Raw genomic sequence first — 20,009 nt, forward strand, 5'->3', positions numbered from 1 at the left:
ACAGTAGATATGGCAGAAATGGTATTCAAACACACGTTTGAATCTGGCTATACTTGGCGCGTCGACTGATTTCGGACAATGCGTCATTAAGTGGTAACACTGGTATCGCACGCTGTCTGCGGCGAGTCCTATCTCAGTCTTGCACAACCCGACCCCCGGACCGGTACATTGTCGGCAATGACACCGGGTCACCAATCAATGAGGTCAATAATGTTATTTAGTGGCAAAGCGCTATCCGTTCAGATGTTGGACAACGGCATCGCGGAACTGAAATTCGATCTGGAAGGCGAGTCCGTCAATAAGTTCAATCGTCTCACCGTATCGGAATTTTCCGACGCTCTGGACGCGATTGAAAAAGCGGGCGACATCAAAGGCCTGCTGCTGACCAGTGGCAAAAATGTATTTATCGTCGGTGCGGACATTACCGAGTTTGGTGGAGCTTTCTCCGCTGGCCCGGAAGGCACCGCCGAGCTGATGAACAAGAACAACGACAACATCAACCGACTGGAAGACCTCCCGTTCCCGACCGTGGTTGCCATTAATGGCTTCGCGCTCGGCGGTGGCTTCGAAGTGTGCCTGGGTTGTGACTATCGCGTGATGAGCGATAAGGCCAAAGTGGGTCTGCCCGAAGTGAAGCTGGGTCTGATTCCCGGTTGGGGTGGCACTGTGCGTTTGCCGCGCGTGGTTGGCGTTGACGTTGCAGCCGAGTGGATTGCTGCAGGTAAAGAGCAGCGTCCCGATGCGGCACTGACTGCGCACGCCGTTGATGCGGTGGTTCCGGCGGACAAGCTGCGCGGCGCAGCGCTGAAGCTGCTGGAGCGTGTTGCTGCAGGCGAGCTGGATTACCAGAAACGCCGTGAAATCAAGAGGTCGCCGATTCCTCTGAACGATACCGAAGCGCTGATGGCATTCTTCACCACCAAGGCGTTTGTTGGCCAGCAAGCGGGTCGCAACTACCCGTCTCCGGTTAACGCGGTGACCTCCATTGAGCAGGGCTACAAGCTCGACCGCGATGCGGCACTGAAAATCGAGCAGGAGCAGTTTATTGCCAGTGCGCAGACCGAAACTGCGAAGTCCCTGGTGGGCCTGTTCCTGAAAGACCAGCTGGTTGGCAAGGTTGCCAAAGGCTGGGAAAAGAAGGCGGACAAGAAAATCGAGCGTGCTGCCGTACTGGGTGCGGGCATCATGGGTGGCGGTATCGCCTACCAGTCTGCCTATAAAGGCACGCCGATTAAGATGAAGGATATCAATCAGGACGGCATCGACCTGGGCCTGAATGAGGCCAACAAGCTGCTGTCGAAAATGGTTGATCGCGGTCGCATGACCGCTAGCAAGATGGGTGAGGTGCTGAACCGCATCGAGCCGACCCTGAGCTACGATGGTTTCGACGATATTGACGTGGTGGTTGAAGCGGTTGTGGAAAACCCGAAGGTTAAGCAGGCGGTTCTGACCGAGGTGGAAGGCAAGGTTTCTGACGACACCGTAATTGCTTCCAACACTTCGACTATTTCCATCGACAGCCTGGCTGCGCCGCTGTCGCGCCCGGAAAACTTCCTGGGTATGCACTTCTTCAACCCGGTGCACAAGATGCCGCTGGTGGAAGTGATCCGCGGTGAAAAAACTTCTGAAAACGCCGTCGCCCGCGTTGTGGCCTACGCCAACAAAATGGGTAAGAAAGCGATCGTGGTACGCGACTGCCCAGGATTCCTGGTAAACCGTGTGCTGTTCCCGTACTTCGCCGGCTTCGCCATGCTGGTGCGCGATGGCGCCGACTTCCAGCAGGTCGATAAGGTCATGGAACGCTGGGGCTGGCCGATGGGTCCGGCTTACCTGATGGACGTGGTCGGTATCGATACCGGTGTACACGCCGAACAGGTGATGGCGGAGGGTTTCCCTGAGCGTATGGGCAAGACCTTTACCGCAGCTTCCGACGTAATGTACGAAGCAGGGCGCTACGGCCAGAAGAATGGCAAAGGCTTCTATGTCTACGAGCAAGACAAGAAAGGCCGCCCCAAGAAAGTGGCTACCGAGGAGTCCTACGAGCTGCTGAAGCCGCACGTGGCTGATCGTCGCGAGTTTGAAAGCGACGAAATCATCGAGCGTATGATGGTGCCGATGGCGACCGAGCTGGCGCGCTGCCTGGAAGAGGGTATCGTGGATTCTCCGGCGGAAGCGGATATGGCGCTCATCTACGGCATCGGCTTCCCGCCCTTCCGCGGTGGCGTGTTCGCTTGGCTGGACAGCATTGGCCTGGACAACTTCGTGAAGATCGCCGAGAAGTACAGCGACCTGGGTGCGCTGTATGAGCCGACCAAAGGCATGCGTGAAATGGCTGCCAGCGGCAAAACCTACTACGGCAACAAGTAAGGAGAGTATCCATGAGTCTGAATCCTAGAGATGCCGTAATCGTCGACTATGCGCGTACCGCCATGGGGCGATCCAAAAATGGCGTTTACCGCAATGTACGTGCAGACGACATGTCTGCTGAACTGCTGAAGAAGTTTCTGCAGCGCAATGAGAAGCTGGATCCGAAAGAAATTGATGACCTGATCTGGGGCTGTGTCATGCAGCGTGACGAGCAGGGCTTCAACGTAGCACGCTTTGTCGCTCTGGCTGCTGGTCTGCCCCACACCGTTCCGGCGCAAACCGTGAACCGCCTGTGCGGCTCCTCCATGTCCTCTCTGCACACCGCTGCTGCCAATATTCAGGCGGGTGTGGGTGATGTCTATGTGGTCGGCGGTGTCGAGCACATGGGTCACCTGAATATGATGGAGCACGTGAGCCCGAACCCGATGCTGGGTCGCCATATGGCGAAGGCGGCAGGCTCCATGGGCATGACCGCTGAATACTTGGCCATGATGCACGGTATCCAGCGTCAGCAGATGGACGAGTTTGGTGCGCGCTCTCACCAGCACGCGGCCAAGGCGACCGAAGAGGGTAAATTCAATCGCGAGATTATTGCAATTGAAGGTCACGACGCCGACGGTGTGCCGATTCTGGTAGAAACCGACCAGACCATCCGTCCGGAAACTACCGCTGAAGGTCTGGCGCAGCTGAAGCCGGCGTTTGACCCGAAGCACGGCCAGGTAACTGCGGGCACCTCCTCCCAGATTACCGACGGTGCATCCGTGATGCTGGTGATGTCCGCTGAGCGTGCCCAGGCACTGGGTATGACCCCGATCGCCAAGGTGCGCGAAATGGCGCTGGCGGGTGTGGATCCGTCCATCATGGGTTACGGCCCGGTCCCTTCGACGCAGAACGCGCTGAAGCGCGCAGGTCTGACCATCGATGATATCGATAAGGTGGAGCTGAACGAGGCGTTCGCGGCGCAGGCGTTGCCGGTGCTGAAGGACCTCAACTTGCTCGATAAAATGGACGAGAAGGTCAACCTGTACGGCGGTGCTATCGCACTGGGCCACCCGTTCGGTTGTTCCGGTGTGCGTATCACGGGTACCTTGCTGTCCGTGATGCAAAATGAAGGCGGTGACCTTGGCGTTTCGACCATGTGTATTGGTCTGGGTCAGGGTATCACCACCATCGTAGAGCGCGTGTAAGCCGCTCCGGCTTCCGTGCAAAAGATGGGGCGCCCGTGGGCGCCCCATTTGTTTTCAACGCACTTATTGAAGCCCTGTGTCCTCTGTGGCACAATCTGCTCCCCTCGCTGGACGGCTAACCTGTTTTTTCTTAAAAAGGCAGGTAAATCAAAGAGTTATCCGCGAGTTTGGGTTTGGGGACGTGGTGGAATTGGTAGACACGCCAGATTTAGGTTCTGGTGCCGCAAGGTGTGGGAGTTCAAGTCTCCCCGTCCCCACCAATTAAATATTTCGCAGTCCGTGTTCATTCGTTGCCCGCAGCGCCGATGTATGTCGCGTTTCGCAGGGTAGAGGTGGTGGCACGGGCTGTTTGTATTTGGCGGCCGGATAACATTCGGCGTAACGCTAAGCGCTGGTGCTGGTTAGACATTTCCGTAGCCCGGCATTGTGTGAAGAGAAGAGTCTCACGAGGATTAACATGCAGGTTTCCATCGAAACAACTTCCGGACTGGAGCGTCGCTTAACGGTAAATTTGCCGGCAGAAGTGGTGGATAAGGAAGTTGATAAGCGCCTTCAGCAAGCGGCCAAGACCGTGCGCATCAACGGCTTCCGTAAAGGCAAGGTGCCGATGAAGGTTGTACGTCAGCGTTTTGGTGCCGGTGTTCGTCAAGAAGTGCTGGGCGAGGTAATGAGCCGTTCTTTCTACGACGCGGTTCAGAAGGAGCAGGTAAAGCCTGCCGGCCAGCCGAGCATCGAAGCTAAAAATGTAACTCCGGGTGAAAACCTGGAATACGTAGCGACCTTCGAAGTTTACCCGGAAGTTGCTCTGACCGATCTGGCGGAAGTCGCTGTTGAGCGCCCGACCGCTGAAGTAACTGATAAAGACGTCGACAACATGATCGACGTACTGCGCAAGCAGCAGTCCGGTTGGAAAGAAACCAAGCGCAAGGCGCAGAAGGGCGACCGCGTTACCATCGACTTCGTTGGCCGCAAAGATGGCGAAGAGTTCGAAGGTGGTAAGGCTGAAGGTCAGCAGCTGGTTCTGGGCTCCGGTAGTATGATTCCGGGCTTCGAAGACGGCATTCTGGGTATGAAACCGGGTGAAGAGAAAGAAGTGGAAGTGACCTTCCCGGAAGACTACCAGGCGGAAAACCTGAAAGGTGCCGAGGCGGTGTTCACCATCAAGGTAACTGCTTCTGAAAAGCCTGAGCTGCCTGAACTGAATGATGAATTCTTTGCTGGCTACGGTGTAGCCGAAGGTGGCGAAGAGAAGTTCCGCGAAGAAGTACGCGGTAACATGGAGCGTGAGCTGAAGAATGCTGCGCTGAACAAGGTCAAGACCCAGGTCATGGACCAATTGTTCGAGAAGCATCAGGTGGAAATCCCTGCGGCGCTGGTTGCCGGTGAAGTTCAGACTCTGCGTGGCCAGATGGTTCAGCAGTTCGGTGGTCAGATCAATCCGGAAGACGCTGCAAAAATGCTGCCGGACACCATGTTCGAAGATCAGGCGAAGCGTCGCGTTGTTCTCGGTCTGGTGGTTGGTGAGATCGTCAAGGAAAACAAACTGTCTGTTGATGCGGACCGCGTAAAGGCAAAAGTTGAAGAACTGGCGTCTACCTATCAGCAACCGGAAGAAGTCGTTGAGTACTACTTCAACAACCGCGAGTTGCTGGCTGGCGTTGAGTCTGTAGTGCTGGAAGACCAAGTTGTTGATTTCGTCCTGGATAAGGCGAAAGTCAGCGAAGTTGAAAGCAGCTACGACGACGTGATCAAGCCGCAAAAGCAAGCTTGATTCGCACGCGTATGCAGTTGCAAGCGGCCACCTTCGGGTGGCCGTTTTTGTTTGTGCGAGATGCTGTGAGTCAATCTGGCATTATCGCCGCCGAGCAGTTAAGCTCAGGTTGAACAAATTTTTCAGAAGTGTGTTTTTTTTGAGCACATGCGTTCTGACCCGCCTAATACGCCGAAAAAGGAAGCATCGTATCCATGGCATATATTGATCGTCCTAGTAGTTCCCAAGACATTCTTGCCACCGGCGGCCTGGTGCCGATGGTGGTAGAGCAGACCGCCAGAGGGGAGCGTTCGTTTGATATTTATTCCCGTCTACTGAAAGAGCGCGTGATCTTTCTGGTCGGGCCGGTAGAAGACCATATGGCAAACCTGGTTGTGGCCCAGCTGCTGTTCCTGGAAGCCGAAAACCCGGACAAAGATATCCATTTGTATATTAATTCGCCAGGTGGGTCGGTGACTGCAGGCATGTCGATTTACGACACCATGCAATTTATCAAGCCCGACGTGAGCACCATGTGTATTGGGCAGGCGTGCAGCATGGGTGCTTTCCTGTTGACCGCCGGTGCAGAAGGGAAGCGTTACGCCACACCGAACTCGCGGGTAATGATTCACCAGCCGAGCGGCGGGGCACAGGGGCAGGCCTCGGATATTCATATTCACGCCCAGGAAATCCTCAAGATTCGTGCACGCCTCAACGAGCTTATGGCCCATCACACCGGCCGTACTGTAGCGGAAATTGAGCGCGACACAGACCGGGATCGCTTCCTCAGCGCGGATGAAGCTAAGGAGTACGGCCTGGTGGACCAGGTATTGGCGCATCGCCAGGGCTTAGCCAAGTAACACCTGAACGTTATCTGGCACGCACTTATTCCCCAAAATTACCCCGGGTAGGGGAGTGATGTTCCGCGACCGCTGTGCACTGCGCGCAGTTGTTGCGGTATGTCGCTGAGCCTCTACTCCGGTAGAGAACAAAAAAGCTTGAAAAACCTGCCAAAAGACCGCATCTTGATTACGAACCCCTTTTGCCACCGCATTTTGGCTGGCTGTCAGAGCACGGAGTACTTAGATGACTGATAAGAACAGCGGAGAAGATAACGGCAAACTCCTTTACTGTTCCTTCTGTGGCAAGAGCCAGCAAGAAGTACGCAAGCTGATTGCAGGCCCTTCTGTATACATCTGTGACGAGTGCGTTGAGCTCTGCACCGATATCATTCGCGAGGAAGTGCAGGAATCTGTCGAAGGTGACGATTCTCGCCTGCCTACACCTCAGGAAATTACCGAGATTCTTGACCAGTACGTAATTGGTCAGGCGCGTGCCAAAAAGGTACTGGCGGTCGCGGTATACAACCATTACAAGCGTTTGCGCACCAGCAAGGGCGTGAAAGGCAAAGATGACGTTGAACTGGGCAAGTCCAACATCCTACTGGTAGGCCCTACTGGTAGTGGTAAGACCCTGTTGGCGGAAACCCTTGCCCGCCTGTTGAATGTGCCGTTTACCATCGCGGACGCCACCACCCTCACCGAAGCCGGTTACGTGGGTGAAGATGTTGAGAACATCATTCAGAAGCTGCTGCAAAAGTGTGATTACGATGTAGAGAAGGCCCAGCAGGGTATCGTTTACATCGATGAAATTGACAAAATTTCCCGCAAATCCGACAACCCCTCGATCACCCGGGATGTTTCCGGTGAGGGTGTACAGCAGGCACTGCTGAAATTGATTGAGGGCACGGTTGCCTCGGTACCGCCTCAGGGTGGCCGTAAGCATCCACAGCAGGAATTCCTGCAGGTAGACACCTCCAATATCCTGTTTATCTGTGGCGGTGCTTTTGCTGGTCTGGATAAAGTCATCCGCGACCGCTCAGAAAAAGGTGGCATCGGTTTCTCTGCCGAGGTCAAATCCAAAGATAGCAACAGCAACTTTGGTGAAGTGTTGCTGGATCTGGAGCCGGAAGACTTGGTGCGTTACGGGTTGATCCCGGAGTTTGTTGGCCGCCTGCCGGTGACCGCGACACTCGAGGAACTGAATCGCGCTGCGCTTGTACAAATTCTGACCGAGCCGCGCAACGCGTTGACCAAGCAATATGGCAAGTTGTTCGACATGGAAGGGGTTGAGCTGGACTTCCGTCCGGATGCCCTGGACGCTGTCGCAACCAAGGCCATGGAGCGAAAGACCGGTGCACGTGGTTTGCGCTCGATCATGGAGTCGGTATTGCTCGAAACCATGTACGACATTCCATCCATGGATAACGTTGCGAAAGTCGTAATTGACGAGGCAGTGATCAAAGGTGAGTCGGCCCCCCTGCTGGTATATGAGCAGGTGGAAGCCCAGAAAGCCGCGCCGGAAGAGTAAATCCTTCCGCGCTGATCACACCGCCTTTCGGCACAAAGAAAGCCCCAGTTTGGGGCTTTTTTTGTGCCCGTGAGGTGGCGCCTGATTCACGCGGTCGCCAGTCGAGTTTCCAGGCACTTTCCGAGGCTAGATTTTCGCTGTCTGGATAGTTTTTGTTCTATGTCTGCGGCGTCATAGAGAACTTGGGTTTTGTGCAACCATCGTCAAGTCGCCGAAATTAAACTAATTTTGCTGCGTGCGACGGCGTGGACTTGTTATTCTGGGCGACGCCCCCACCTTAGCTGTTGAACTGGCACAAGTCGTATCGGGCGTCCGCACTGGAGGCGACGCAGCAGATACGTTGACGCTGCCAATCTGGCGGCGCAGGCCGCCTGAAGGCCGAGAGGAGTTATATGGACCAGCCATCCGAGACCTTGAACGAATACCCCCTGCTGCCACTGCGAGATGTAGTGGTCTACCCGCATATGGTGATCCCGCTGTTTGTCGGTCGAGAGAAATCCATCGATGCGCTGGAAGACGCGATGCGCAGCGACAAGCAAGTGCTGCTCGTGGCACAGCGGCAGGCGTCGGAAGACGACCCCGGTGCGGACGATGTGTATCGTGTGGGCACCGTGGCGAGCGTACTGCAATTACTCAAGCTGCCCGACGGCACCGTCAAGGTCCTGGTGGAGGGTGGCCACCGAGTGAAAGTTGAGGAGATTCAGGAAGGCGAGGGGCATTACCGCGCCACTGTATCCCCGATTGAATCGGAAGAGCTCTCCGAGGCGGAAGCGGAGGCGCTGGTGCGCTCTGCCATGTCACAGTTCGAGCAATACGTTAGTGTCAGTAAAAAAGTGCCCAATGAGGTAATGACCTCCCTGTCCGGTATCGATGAGCCGGGCCGTCTGGCTGACACCATCGCTGCACATATGTCGCTGGATCTCGCGCAAAAACAGGAATTATTGGAAACCATCAGCGTTAAGCAGCGCCTCGAGCACCTGCTGGGGTTGATGGATTCAGAGATCGACCTGATCCAGGTGGAAAAGCGCATTCGCGGTCGCGTGAAGAAGCAGATGGAAAAAAGCCAGCGCGAGTACTACCTGAATGAGCAGATGAAGGCGATTCAAAAAGAGTTGGGCGAGATCACCGAAGAGCCCAACGAAATTGAAGAACTTGAGAAGAAAATTGCCGATTCCGGCATGTCTACCGAGGCGGAAAAGAAAACCCGCGCGGAACTGGGCAAGCTGAAAATGATGTCGCCCATGTCTGCGGAAGCTTCCGTGCTGCGCAGTTACATCGACTGGATGTTGAGTGTGCCCTGGAAGAAGGCCAGCCGCGTGCGCCATGACCTGATCAAGGCGGAAGAGATTCTGAACAAGGATCACTACGGCCTCGAAGAGGTGAAAGAGCGTATTCTGGAATACCTCGCCGTGCAGAAACGCGTGAAAAAGGTGAAGGGTCCAATTCTGTGTTTAGTTGGGCCGCCCGGGGTGGGTAAAACCTCACTCGGGGAGTCGATCGCACGCGCGACCAATCGCAAGTATGTGCGTATGGCGCTCGGTGGTGTGCGCGATGAGGCCGAGATTCGTGGTCACCGTAGAACCTACATTGGCTCGCTGCCTGGTAAGTTGATTCAGAAAATTTCCAAGGTCGGGGTGAAAAACCCGCTATTCCTGCTGGATGAAATCGACAAGATGGGTATGGATCACCGCGGTGATCCGGCATCTGCTTTGCTCGAGGTGTTGGACCCGGAGCAGAACAAGTCTTTCAACGATCACTATCTGGAAGTGGACTACGACCTCTCCGATGTGATGTTCGTGTGTACTTCGAACTCGATGAATATTCCCGGCCCCTTGTTGGACCGTATGGAAGTGATTCGAATTCCTGGATATACCGAAGATGAAAAGTTGAATATTGCCCAGCGCTATCTGATTCCCAAGCAACGTAAAAATGCTGGCTTGAAGCCCGAGGAATTGGAAATCACCGATGAGGTGGTTCGCGATGTTGTTCGCTATTACACGCGCGAGGCGGGTGTACGCGGGCTGGATCGTGAAATGGCAAAAATTTGCCGCAAGGTCGTCACCGAGCATGTGCGCAAATCCACCACCAACAAGGTGGTGATCAAGCAGGATCAGCTGGAAGACCTGTTGGGCGTGCGCAAATTCGATTACGGTCGCGCGGAAGAGGAAAACAAGATCGGTCAGGTGACAGGACTTGCCTGGACTGAAGTCGGTGGCGAGTTGCTCACGATCGAGTCCTCAGCCGTCCCCGGCAAAGGGCGTGTGATCAAGACCGGTTCTCTCGGTGATGTGATGCAGGAGTCGATTCAGGCTGCGCTCACTGTGGTGCGCGCGCGCGCTCAGTCACTGGGTATCGCTCCCGACTTCCACGAAACGCGCGACATTCATATCCACGTTCCTGAGGGTGCCACGCCCAAAGATGGGCCTTCAGCGGGTATCGCGATGTGCACCGCATTGGCGTCGGTACTGACCGATATTCCCGTGCGTGCCGATGTGGCAATGACCGGTGAAATTACCTTGCGCGGTGAAGTGTTGCGTATTGGCGGCCTGAAGGAAAAGTTACTGGCTGCGCACCGTGGTGGTATCAAAACGGTACTGATCCCGGCGGACAACGAGCGTGACCTCAAGGATATCCCTGACAATATTCAACAGGACCTGGTGATCAAGCCGGTGAAGTGGATTGATCAGGTGTTTGAATACGCGCTGGAATCGGTGCCCAACGCGCTGAGTGATGAAGAGTATTCCGCGTTACAGAAAAAGGCGGATGAGCGCTCCCAGCGTTCTGTTCAGACTCACTGATCGCCTGGCATGCTCTATCGATCATAACTTGACCTGATTTTTACCCTGCGACCTACCGCTTAATGGAAAGCGGTAGGTCGTTTTGGTGTTCAGTTTGTTGAAGTTTTGAACGATTTTTTCGGTGCTGTGTATTTCCCGCTCGACTGTCGCTTCTCTGTTAAACAGATGACAGTTACTTGCCGCTAAGTTTGCACAAAAAACCATTGAAACGTTGGTATCAAGTCGCTTAGAGTACGCCGCCGGGCGTTGCGGGCGGTCAAAAAATAGGCTTGCCGGCCGTTGACTGAACAAGTGTGGCTTAAAAGTGTCAAACTGCCCGCAAAGCCGCATGGTTCCTTGACCCACTAACAGGCAGTTGGTATAAAACGTGGCTTGTTGTGCTACGGGGGAACAGCAGTCGATTGGTAAATCCGCTGCGAAAAAATACTTGATTGCACCTTGTTATTCAGGGATGCAACAGACCTGACGAACACATCTGGAATTGAACTCTGGGAACTACTTCCAGATTCAGAATCTAATTACATAGACCATTTAGACCTAGAAAAGAATAGAGGGATATAGCGTGAATAAGTCCGAACTGATTGAAGCCATTGCCGCGTCTGCTGACATTCCTAAGGCAGCTGCTGGCCGTGCTCTGGACGCCATGGTTGACAGCATTACCGACGCTCTGAAAAAAGGCGATCAGGTTGCTCTGGTTGGCTTTGGTACCTTCGCTGTCAAAGAGCGCGCTGCGCGCACTGGTCGCAACCCGCGCACCGGCGACCCGATCGAAATCGCTGCCGCTAAGATCCCGAACTTCAAAGCTGGTAAAGCTTTGAAAGACGCGGTGAACTAAGAAGCTTTGTAAAAAATGCTTCAAAGAGGCGTATCACTTGGATGCGCCTTTTTTGTTTCTGAAAGATTGAAATCGGAATCAGGATCAACGGGATGTTTCCCTGATCAGCACGCAGAACCTAGTTTGTGCTGAAATAAGAATAACTATTGATCCGGTGGTGTACAGACAAGAGTTAATTTCGGAGCTGGATATGCTTCAGTCCATGCGTGACAACCTGAAGGGAACCGCTGCCATTATTGTTGCGGCGTTTTTCGGATTTATCATGGTGATTGGTGGAATCGATTTTTTCACCGGCGCCAGCGGTGGCTCTGCCAATAAAGTGGCAGAGGTAAACGGCGAAAAGATTTCTCAACTTGATCTGCAGCGTGCGATCCAGAATCGCCGCGCAATGATCGAAAACCAGTATGGCGACAATGTGCCCACTGACTTGCTGACCGATGAGCAACTGCGTGGCCCGGTGCTGCAGCAGCTCGTCAATAGTGCGGTCATGCGCCAGGCCGCGCTTGATCGTGGTATGGCCATGAGTGTCGCCGCAGTAGATAAAGAAATCGTGCAGATGCCCGGTTTCCAGGTTAATGGCCAGTTTGATCAGCAAATGTATCGCGATGGCCTGCGTCGTATGGGTTACAGCCCTACTGTTTTCCGCCAGTTACTGGAGCAGGAAATGGTGATGCAGCAGTTTATCGACAGTGTGTCGCAAACCGCGTTTAGCACCCGTGCCGATGCTGAAAATATCGTTGCCGTGTCCATGGAAGAGCGTGACTTTGATTACGTGACCTTGTCTGCGACACCTCTGCTCGAGGGTATTGAGGTTGCGGATGGTGAGGTACAGGCTTACTACGACGAAAATCAGTCTGCATTCCAGCGTCCTGAGCAGGTTTCTGTGGAGTATATCGAGCTCACTCCTGCGTTGTTCGCAGCGAACATCGATATTTCTGAGCAGGACGTGCGTGCGCAATACGATCAGGAAGTGAAGAACTTCCAGGCGAGCATTCGTCGCCATGCAGCACATATTCTGGTTGAAGGTGATGACGAGGCTGCGCAGGCAAAGGTAGCGGAAGTTCAGTCAAAACTGGATAGCGGTGCCGAATTCGCAGTACTGGCGAAAGAGTACTCCGATGACATCCTGTCTAGTGAAGACGGTGGTGATGTCGGTTTCACTTCCGGTGACGTGTTCCCGCAAGCGTTCGAGGAAGCTCTGGCTAAATTGCAGGTTGGTGAAGTGTCCGGCGCGGTAACAACCGATGCAGGCACCCATTTCATCAAGCTGATTGAAGTTGCCGATGCGGCGCCGCCGGCGTTTGAAGAGCGCAAGGCTGCCATTGAGGCGCGCATCCGTAACGCGGAAGCGGAGCGGGAGTTTGTCGATGCGGTAAGTCGCCTGGGTGACCTGGCGTACAACGCTGAGACACTGGCGGCGCCCGCCGAAGAGCTGGGCGTAAGCGTGCAGACTTCTCCTTTGTTCTCCCGCCAGGGTGGCCCGGGTGTTGTCGGCGAGCGTCAGGTAATTACCGCAGCGTTTTCTCCTGAAGTTCTCGAAGACGGCAATACCTCAGACGTGTTGAACCTCAATGAAAATCACGCGGTGGTATTGCGTGTTGTTGAGCACAAGGCTGAAGGCGTGAAGCCACTGGAAGAAGTGAAGGCGGAAGTTGTACAGCGCCTGAAGCGCGACAAGGCGAGCGAGCAGCTGGCGAGCAAGGCCAAAGATATTGCCTCGCAGGCTGGAGAGAGTGGCGGCCTCGCAGCGGTTGCCGAGTCTGAAAGCCTGACCCTTGAAACCAGTGATAAGACGCGTCGTGGTGGCTTTGGTGCCCGTGGCGAAGTGGTGAGCAAGGTGTTCACTATGGCTGAGCCGCGTCCGGGTGCTCGCACTCTGGAACAGTTTACCTTGCCGAATGGTGATGTCGTTGTTGTGCAGCTGCGCGATGTGCGTTCTGGCGACCTTGACCGTCAGAGCAAAGAGCAGCGTGATGCACTGATGCAGCAGCTGTCTTCTATGCTGGGAGGCGCAGAGCTGGCAGCGGTACAGCAATACCTGCTGAGCAAGGCAGACGTGGAAGTGTTTAGCGGAACCCAGCAGTAACGGCTGATTGTTTCCGCAAATAAAAAAACCGGCGATTTTCGCCGGTTTTTTTATGTCTGAAATAAGCAAAAAAGCAAAACGGCAACGCAGAGATTGCCGTTGGGCAGTTTGGCCGAATTAGCCGTTATTGGCGCTATCAACAAATAGCGTCAGGCGCTGGCCCGGTTGCAGGTAGCTGTTCTGGCTGATTTTGTTCCAGCGCACGATATCGCTGATATCGATACGAAACTTCTGCGCGATCCGGTAAAGCGAGTCGCCACTGCGCACTCGGTAAGACACTTTACGGGTAGTGCGGCTGGTGCTCGAGCTGTTATTGCTTCCGTTTGCGTTGTACGCGACCAGTTTGCGTCCGGGGCGTAAAGTGTCACCTGGCGCCATATTGTTCCAGCTGGCCAACGAGCGTACTTGCACATTCAGGCTGCGGGCGATGCCCCAAAGAGTGTCACCCGGGCGCACCGTGTAGCTGGTCTTGCGCCCTTTGCCGGAAGACTGGCGACGCTTCACGCGCTGGTCAATGGAATAGGCGTACTGGGCGTTGGGCCCGGAAGCGCTCGGGATCAGCAGGGTCTGGCCCGCACGGATTCTGCTGCCGCGCAGTTTGTTGGCCTGCTGGATCGCGGCGATGGTGGTTTCGTAGCGGCGAGCAATGACCGATAGCGAATCACCGTTGGCTACCCGGTAGTGCTGCCAGCTGACGCGCTGATCCGCCGGCAGCTTGTCCAGCGCTGCAACGAACTGTGTGCTCTTTTCATGGGGAACGAGCAGTCGATGATTGCCTTCGGGATCCGTCGCCCAGCGGTTATAGCCTGGGTTCAGCAGGTACAACTCTTCGATCTCCACACCAGCGAGATCTGCCGCCTGGGCGAGGTCAATCTGGCTGCCTACGTTCACCGCCGCGTAGTAAGGCTCGTTACCGACATCGTGCAGTGGCACCTTGTAGTGGTTCGGGCGGGAAACGACTTCGGCCAGCGCCAGCAGCTGTGGTACATAGCGGCGGGTTTCTCGGGGCAGTTTCAGATCCCAGAAGCTGGTCCCCTTGCCGGCGCGCGCATTGCGCTCGCGCGCGCGGCGTACCGTACCTTCACCGGCGTTGTAGGCCGCAAGTACCAACAGCCAGTCATTATCGAACTTGGCCGCCAGGTAGTTGAAGTATTCGGAGGCGGCACGGGTGGATTCCACCACATCGCGGCGGCCGTCATACCACCAGTTCTGGTGCAACCCAAAGGAGCGCCCGGTTGCGGGAATGAACTGCCACATCCCGGAGGCCTGTGCGTGGGAATAGGCGAAAGGATCGTAGGCGCTTTCCACGATAGGGAGCAGGGCAAATTCCAGTGGGACATTTTCCTGCTCCAGCTGCTCAGCTACGTGGAAAATGTAGCGGCGGGAGCGCTCGGTTACCCGGGCCATATAGCCCTGATTAGAGGAAAAATATTTTACATAATCCTGGACGTTTGGACGGTTTGTTTCGCGATCCAGGGTAAAACCCTGGCGCAGCCGGTGCCAAATGTCGTTGCTGGCCAGTGCGGGTTCAGCGGCGTTGAGTATGTTCTCGCTGATGGTGCTGTCCATACTGGGTATGGAATCCACACCGTCAGTCGGCTCGATCTGTGCGGTCGTTGCCGTGCGAGGTGCAGAGTCAATCTGGGTGCAGGCCCCTACCGCCGTTGCCAACAGCGCAACAGCAAACTTTTTATAAACCATTCTGGTATCCGAGGTCTGTAATTATCGCTTTGCTCTGCACCGAACTGGCCGGGAATCTTCGGCGGATTACTGCCAAGGCGTCGTTATTTTTGATGCCGGCAGGCCCTAGAAGAGGCGTCGTTGAATAATGCGCATGAGCTTTGTTGTGTAATTGTCTGATTCTAAAGAGGAGGGTGAGTCCTGGTCAATGCGATTTGGTCAAAAAACGTCCTTTTGGTGACGTAAATTGGCGAAAATTTCGACAGGGTTCGCATTCTCCGGCAGGCCTTTTGCCTGAGCCTGTACACGTATATCTGGCTCGTCGGTACGCAGGAACGGGTTCGTGGCGCGCTCCAGCGCAATACTCGAAGGGAGGGTCGGCTCTCCGCGTGCGCGTATTGCTTTCGCATCCCGTTGGCGGTCACGCAGCTGTGGATTATTGGCGTCGACGGCAAGGGCAAATTCGAGGTTCGCCAGTGTGTACTCGTGCGCGCAGTAGACACGGGTATCTCCCGGCAGCGCTGCCAGGCGCGAGAGGGACTGGTACATCTGGTTTGGCGTGCCCTCGAACAGTCGGCCGCAGCCGCCGGCAAACAGGGTGTCACCACAGAACAGGTGTTTCGCTTCGCCGTCCGTCATAAGCAGTGCGATATGGTCCAGGGTGTGGCCTGGTACCGCGAGCACCTCACAGGGGGCGCCCAGCAGGGTAAAGTGGTCGCCGTCACACAGCGGGTGGGTAACACCTTCAATGGTTGCCGGACCATACACCGGGCAGTTGAAGGCAGCGGTGAGCGCTGCGACGCCTCCGGTGTGGTCGAAATGGTGGTGGGTCAGCAGTATGCCGTGTAATTGCTGGCCAGCGAGTGCCGCCATGACAGGGGCCGCATCACCGGGGTCGACCACCCAGTGTTCGTCATTTTGTTGTAAATGCCAGATATAGTTGTCGTTGAATGCTGGAATGGGGCGGATTGTGATCATTAGCTGTCCCCGCTAACCTAAGAATTATTGGCGCAACATTAGCACAGCCCGCGCGGTCATTTGTGCGCTTGGTGAGATAGGGTATTCTGGCGCTGACCGAATATTCATTGCTACCGCGTGTTGACCCGTATGTTGGCCACCAGAATATAGGAGCTGTAGATGACTAGGATGCCGGAAAATCCGGAAAAACATTCCCTGTTCTATCGCGGGAAAGCGCCTATTTCTCCGCTGGCAGATTCCTGCCCGGCGTTAAGTGATTGGTTCGACAGCGGTCTTGGTCGGGAGATTCTTACCCAGCAGCTAGCGCTGGTCCAGCCGGTGGTGGAGGGAATGTTCGGCTACCACCTGATGCAGGCGAGTGTGGCGCGGCAGGTGGATTTCGCCGCGTGTAGCCGTATCAATCACCGCTTTAAACTGAGTCCCTGCCCGGAGGGCCAGGGGGCGGCGTTGGTGGAATTTGAGCAGTTGCCGTTGCCCTCAGAGTCCATTGATGTCGCGGTGCTGCATCATCTGCTGGACTTCTCCCCTCAGCCCCATCAGGTGCTGAGAGAAGCCGCGCGGGTACTGATTCCGGGCGGTCATATGGTGCTTATCGGCTTCAACCCGTTTTCCCTGTTGGGACTCGCGCGGTTGTTTGGCGGTTCCAGTCCCTACCAGCTGGGTAACCAGTTGCGCGCGGCGCGGATCGAGGATTGGATGAACCTGCTGGACCTGCAGTCCGGACAGGTAGAGCGCGGATTTTTCCGTATGCCGCTCAATCACGGGGACCTGCTTTCCAAGACTTCCTGGATGGAGCGGGTGGGTACGCGCTGGCACTTGCCGTGGGGCGGCTTTTACATCATAGTCGCGCGCAAAGAAGTGGCGCGGATGCGCACCATCAAGCTCAACTGGCGAGGGGAAAAGAAACCTGCCCTGAGCGCGGTGCCGAGCAGTCCACGGGTGGCTGCCCGGGGGCGCCATCACAAGCAGGGACGCCACAATAGTCGCCACAATAAGTGATGCGCCTGGATAGGCTGTACCAGAGTAGAGTTGCACCAGAACGGATTGCAGCTCCAATATTTTCATAACGAGAACGCATTGAAACAAGTCACCATTTATACCGATGGCGCTTGCCGGGGTAATCCTGGTCCGGGCGGCTGGGGCGTATTGCTGATGAGCGGTGAGGCCGAAAAAGAGTTGTGCGGCGGTGAGTCGATGACCACCAATAATCGCATGGAACTGATGGCCGCAATTCAGGCTTTACAGGCGCTGAATCAGCACTGCCGCGTCGACCTGCATACCGATTCACAATATGTGCGTCAGGGCATTACCGGTTGGATTCACAACTGGAAAAAGAATGGCTGGAAAACCGCAAACAAAAAGCCAGTCAAAAATGCTGACTTGTGGCAGGAACTGGATAGCGCGATTGGCGAACACGACGTGCACTGGCACTGGGTGAAGGGGCACGCAGGTGACCCGGGTAATGAGCGGGCGGATGCACTGGCGAACCGCGGAATTGACGAATTGGGGGCCTGTTAAAGCATGCGGCAAATTGTTCTGGATACCGAAACCACCGGTCTTGATCCCAAGTCCGGGCATCGCATTATTGAGATTGGTTGTGTAGAGCTGATCAATCGCAAGTTGACCGGCCGTCACTACCATCAGTACATCAATCCCGAGCGCGAAGTCGACGACGGTGCGATTGAGGTGCACGGTATCACCAACGAATTCCTCGTTGATAAGCCCATCTTTTCGCAGGTGGTCGACGAGTTCATGACCTTCTGTGATGGTGCGGAATTGGTCATCCACAACGCACCGTTTGACGTTGGCTTTATCGATTCAGAGTTAAAGCGTCTGGGGAGCCCCCGTTGGCAAAACGTTGCCACCCATTGCGGGGTGTTGGATACCCTGGCCCTGGCGCGCGAAAAGCATCCGGGCCAGAAGAATAATCTGGATGCCTTGTGTAAGCGGTACTTCGTCGATAACTCGCAACGCGACCTCCATGGCGCTTTGCTGGACGCGGAAATCCTTGCCGACGTCTATCTAATTATGACCGGCGGCCAAACGGATCTATTGGCTAGTAGTGATACGTCCGGTGAAGCAGATCAGAAGCAAGAGGCAAGTGCTGTGGAGCCAGGTGCTATCCGTCGTCTCAGTGCTGAGCGGGCATCCCTCAATGTGGTGCGTGCAAATGAACAGGAGCTAGATGCGCACGCTGCGTTTCTGGCGCTGCTGGAAAAATCCGGCGGGAAGCATTTCTGGTAGTTGAGCGCGTTGCGTGTAAATCATATGCACGTATCAGAATGAAACAAAAAAGGGGCCAAAGGCCCCTTTTTTGTTTCATATGTGGTTCGGCGAACAATCAGATTGCAAATACCACGCAGGTCAGTGCGACTACGGTCAGCACGAGGGTGTAGGGCAGGGCCATCACCACCATGCGACCGTAGGAAAGGCGAATCAGTGGCGCGAGTGCTGAGGTCAGCAGGAACAGGAAGGCTGCCTGGCCATTGGGTGTGGCAACGCTCGGCAGGTTAGTGCCGGTATTAATCGCAATCGCCAGCTTGTCGAAATGCTCGCGGGTAATATCGCCGGCGAGCAGCGCGTCTTTCACCTCGTTGATGTACACGGTCGCCACGAACACATTGTCACTGATCATGGAGAGCACGCCGTTGGCCAGGAATAGAGTGCCTGGTTGCTGCTCCGGCTCCAGGCTCAGTACGAAGTGGGTAATGGGCTCGAACAGGTGCTGTTGATGGATCACCGCAACAATCGCAAAGAACACTACCAGCAGCGCAGTGAAGGGAAGGGCTTCTTCAAACGCGTGGCCGATGCGTGGCTCCTGAATAACGCCGTTAAACGCGGTCAGCAGCACAATGATCATCAGGCCAATAATACCCACCTCGGCCACGTGAAAGGCCAGTGAAAGTACCAGGATCACCGCGACGATGCCCTGTACCCAGAGCTCGACCACGTCGCGCTGGGTGCGCTTCTGTTCCTGTTCGGTAGCGAAATTGGAAAGTACTTCGCGCACTGCGTCAGGCAGCTTGGCGCCGTAACCGAAGACCTTGGCTTTCTCCAGCAGGAAGCAGGTCGTCAGGCCAGCGGCGAACGCGGGAATGGTGACCGGGGCCATCTGTTGGAAAAACTGTACGAAGTCCCAGCCGGCCTTTTCCGCGATCAGCAGGTTTTGCGGTTCACCCACCAGGGTGCATACCCCACCGAGCGCGGTGCCAACGGCGCCGTGCATAATGAGGCTGCGCAGAAAGGCGCGGAACTGGTCCAGATCGGAGCGGTGATATTCAACCACGTGGTCGTCGTGGGAATGGTCGTGGTCCGAGTGTGCCGGACGATTGGAAGCTGTCTTGTGGTAAACCGCGTAGAAGCCCACCGCAACAGCGATCAGTACGGCGGTGACTGTCAGGGCATCCAGGAATGCGGAGAGTATCGCGGAAACGCCGCAAAACAGCAGTGACAAAGTGGTCTTGGAGCGAATGCCGACGAGGAGCTTGGTAAATACGTAAAGCAGCAGGCTCTTCATAAAGTAGATGCCGGCAACCATAAACATCAGCAGCAGGATAACCTGCAGGTTTTCTTTTACTTCGTGGTAGACCGCATCGCTGCTGGTGAGGCCGAGCAGCACCGCCTCGATGGCGAGCAGGCCGCCGGGCTGCAGCGGATAGCACTTGAGCGCCATAGCGAGGGTGAAGATAAATTCGCCAATCAGGACCCAGCCGGCCACAAACGGGGAGGTGGCGTACAAAAGGATTGGGTTCAGGATCAGGAACAGGGCGATGGTCAGCTTGTACCAGTCCGGCGCTTCCCCGAGGAAGTTGGCGGTAAATGCACGGGCCATGCCGCCACCCGCCGCGGGCAGAGTATCGTTTAGAGAGTTCATTTTTTGCTACTTCCCTGGTCCGCTGTGTGCCCGTTCCCGTGGTCGCCGGGATTTCGGCGGGGGAAAGTACCGATTTCGCCCCCA

Annotated in this window: 14 protein-coding genes and 1 tRNA gene; 12 read left to right on the forward strand and 3 right to left on the reverse strand. The window is 55.5% G+C overall.

Annotated features, from left to right (window positions below):
• Positions 1-210: 210 nt before the first annotated feature.
• The 9 genes from fadB to LCM31_RS11595 all read left to right on the forward strand — a co-directional run bounded on the left by fadB (position 211) and on the right by LCM31_RS11595 (position 13,393).
• Positions 211-2,367 (forward strand): fatty acid oxidation complex subunit alpha FadB, encoded by a 2,157-nt coding sequence (fadB, locus tag LCM31_RS11555; RefSeq protein ID WP_224870250.1) that lies wholly within the window; start codon positions 211-213, stop codon positions 2,365-2,367.
• Between the two features lie 11 nt (positions 2,368-2,378).
• Positions 2,379-3,554, forward strand: coding sequence for an acetyl-CoA C-acyltransferase FadA (gene fadA, locus LCM31_RS11560; RefSeq protein WP_224870253.1), 1,176 nt, complete (start codon positions 2,379-2,381; stop codon positions 3,552-3,554).
• 175 nt (positions 3,555-3,729) lie between these two features.
• A tRNA-Leu gene (locus tag LCM31_RS11565) sits at positions 3,730-3,814 on the forward strand.
• A gap of 197 nt (positions 3,815-4,011) precedes the next feature.
• Positions 4,012-5,325: a trigger factor gene (tig, locus tag LCM31_RS11570; RefSeq protein ID WP_224870255.1), complete on the forward strand. Its 1,314-nt coding sequence runs from the start codon at positions 4,012-4,014 to the stop codon at positions 5,323-5,325.
• Between the two features lie 194 nt (positions 5,326-5,519).
• Positions 5,520-6,164, forward strand: coding sequence for an ATP-dependent Clp endopeptidase proteolytic subunit ClpP (clpP, locus tag LCM31_RS11575; RefSeq protein WP_222227878.1), 645 nt, complete (start codon positions 5,520-5,522; stop codon positions 6,162-6,164).
• Between the two features lie 226 nt (positions 6,165-6,390).
• Positions 6,391-7,674, forward strand: a complete 1,284-nt coding sequence (clpX, locus tag LCM31_RS11580) for an ATP-dependent Clp protease ATP-binding subunit ClpX (protein WP_077402622.1) — start codon at positions 6,391-6,393, stop codon at positions 7,672-7,674.
• A gap of 392 nt (positions 7,675-8,066) precedes the next feature.
• Positions 8,067-10,472, forward strand: coding sequence for an endopeptidase La (gene lon / locus LCM31_RS11585; protein WP_224870257.1), 2,406 nt, complete (start codon positions 8,067-8,069; stop codon positions 10,470-10,472).
• 562 nt (positions 10,473-11,034) lie between these two features.
• Positions 11,035-11,307, forward strand: a complete 273-nt coding sequence (locus LCM31_RS11590; RefSeq protein ID WP_010132873.1) for an HU family DNA-binding protein — start codon at positions 11,035-11,037, stop codon at positions 11,305-11,307.
• A 190-nt stretch (positions 11,308-11,497) separates the two neighbouring features.
• Entirely contained in the window at positions 11,498-13,393 is a 1,896-nt protein-coding gene (locus LCM31_RS11595; protein WP_224870259.1) for a SurA N-terminal domain-containing protein, read from the forward strand.
• 117 nt (positions 13,394-13,510) lie between these two features.
• Here LCM31_RS11595 and LCM31_RS11600 read toward each other — a convergent pair whose 3' ends face one another.
• Together LCM31_RS11600 and gloB are read right to left on the reverse strand one after the other, a co-directional pair.
• A complete protein-coding gene (locus tag LCM31_RS11600; RefSeq protein WP_224870262.1) occupies positions 13,511-15,094 on the reverse strand; it encodes a LysM peptidoglycan-binding domain-containing protein in 1,584 nt (527 codons plus the stop codon).
• A 198-nt stretch (positions 15,095-15,292) separates the two neighbouring features.
• Positions 15,293-16,051, reverse strand: coding sequence for a hydroxyacylglutathione hydrolase (gloB, locus tag LCM31_RS11605; RefSeq protein ID WP_224870264.1), 759 nt, complete (start codon positions 16,049-16,051; stop codon positions 15,293-15,295).
• A gap of 159 nt (positions 16,052-16,210) precedes the next feature.
• On the opposite strand from gloB, the gene LCM31_RS11610 reads away from it, so the two are divergent.
• From LCM31_RS11610 to dnaQ, 3 genes are all read left to right on the forward strand, one after another.
• The gene (locus tag LCM31_RS11610) at positions 16,211-17,050 is read left to right on the forward strand and encodes a class I SAM-dependent methyltransferase (protein ID WP_224870266.1); all 840 of its coding nucleotides are present in this window, start codon (positions 16,211-16,213) and stop codon (positions 17,048-17,050) included.
• Between the two features lie 78 nt (positions 17,051-17,128).
• A complete protein-coding gene (rnhA, locus tag LCM31_RS11615) occupies positions 17,129-17,569 on the forward strand; it encodes a ribonuclease HI (RefSeq protein WP_222227883.1) in 441 nt (146 codons plus the stop codon).
• Between the two features lie 3 nt (positions 17,570-17,572).
• Entirely contained in the window at positions 17,573-18,295 is a 723-nt protein-coding gene (gene dnaQ, locus LCM31_RS11620; RefSeq protein WP_224870268.1) for a DNA polymerase III subunit epsilon, read from the forward strand.
• A gap of 97 nt (positions 18,296-18,392) precedes the next feature.
• Here the strand turns inward: dnaQ and nhaB are convergent, their stop codons facing one another.
• Positions 18,393-19,925, reverse strand: coding sequence for a sodium/proton antiporter NhaB (nhaB, locus tag LCM31_RS11625; protein WP_222249410.1), 1,533 nt, complete (start codon positions 19,923-19,925; stop codon positions 18,393-18,395).
• Positions 19,926-20,009 lie beyond the last annotated feature (84 nt).

It is taken from the genome of Microbulbifer agarilyticus (assembly GCF_020171345.1).
GTDB classification, from domain to species: Bacteria; Pseudomonadota; Gammaproteobacteria; order Pseudomonadales; family Cellvibrionaceae; genus Microbulbifer; species Microbulbifer agarilyticus_D.

Bases quoted from the DNA above. Each gene is read 5' to 3' on its own strand.
- fadB (WP_224870250.1), top strand. From the start codon at position 211: ATGTTATTTAGTGGCAAAGCGCTATCCGTTCAGATGTTGGACAACGGC.
- fadA (WP_224870253.1), top strand. From the start codon at position 2,379: ATGAGTCTGAATCCTAGAGATGCCGTAATCGTCGACTATGCGCGTACC.
- tig (WP_224870255.1), top strand. From the start codon at position 4,012: ATGCAGGTTTCCATCGAAACAACTTCCGGACTGGAGCGTCGCTTAACG.
- clpP (WP_222227878.1), top strand. From the start codon at position 5,520: ATGGCATATATTGATCGTCCTAGTAGTTCCCAAGACATTCTTGCCACC.
- clpX (WP_077402622.1), top strand. From the start codon at position 6,391: ATGACTGATAAGAACAGCGGAGAAGATAACGGCAAACTCCTTTACTGT.
- lon (WP_224870257.1), top strand. From the start codon at position 8,067: ATGGACCAGCCATCCGAGACCTTGAACGAATACCCCCTGCTGCCACTG.
- LCM31_RS11595 (WP_224870259.1), top strand. From the start codon at position 11,498: ATGCTTCAGTCCATGCGTGACAACCTGAAGGGAACCGCTGCCATTATT.
- LCM31_RS11600 (WP_224870262.1), bottom strand. From the start codon at position 15,094: ATGGTTTATAAAAAGTTTGCTGTTGCGCTGTTGGCAACGGCGGTAGGG.
- gloB (WP_224870264.1), bottom strand. From the start codon at position 16,051: ATGATCACAATCCGCCCCATTCCAGCATTCAACGACAACTATATCTGG.
- LCM31_RS11610 (WP_224870266.1), top strand. From the start codon at position 16,211: ATGACTAGGATGCCGGAAAATCCGGAAAAACATTCCCTGTTCTATCGC.
- dnaQ (WP_224870268.1), top strand. From the start codon at position 17,573: ATGCGGCAAATTGTTCTGGATACCGAAACCACCGGTCTTGATCCCAAG.
- nhaB (WP_222249410.1), bottom strand. From the start codon at position 19,925: ATGAACTCTCTAAACGATACTCTGCCCGCGGCGGGTGGCGGCATGGCC.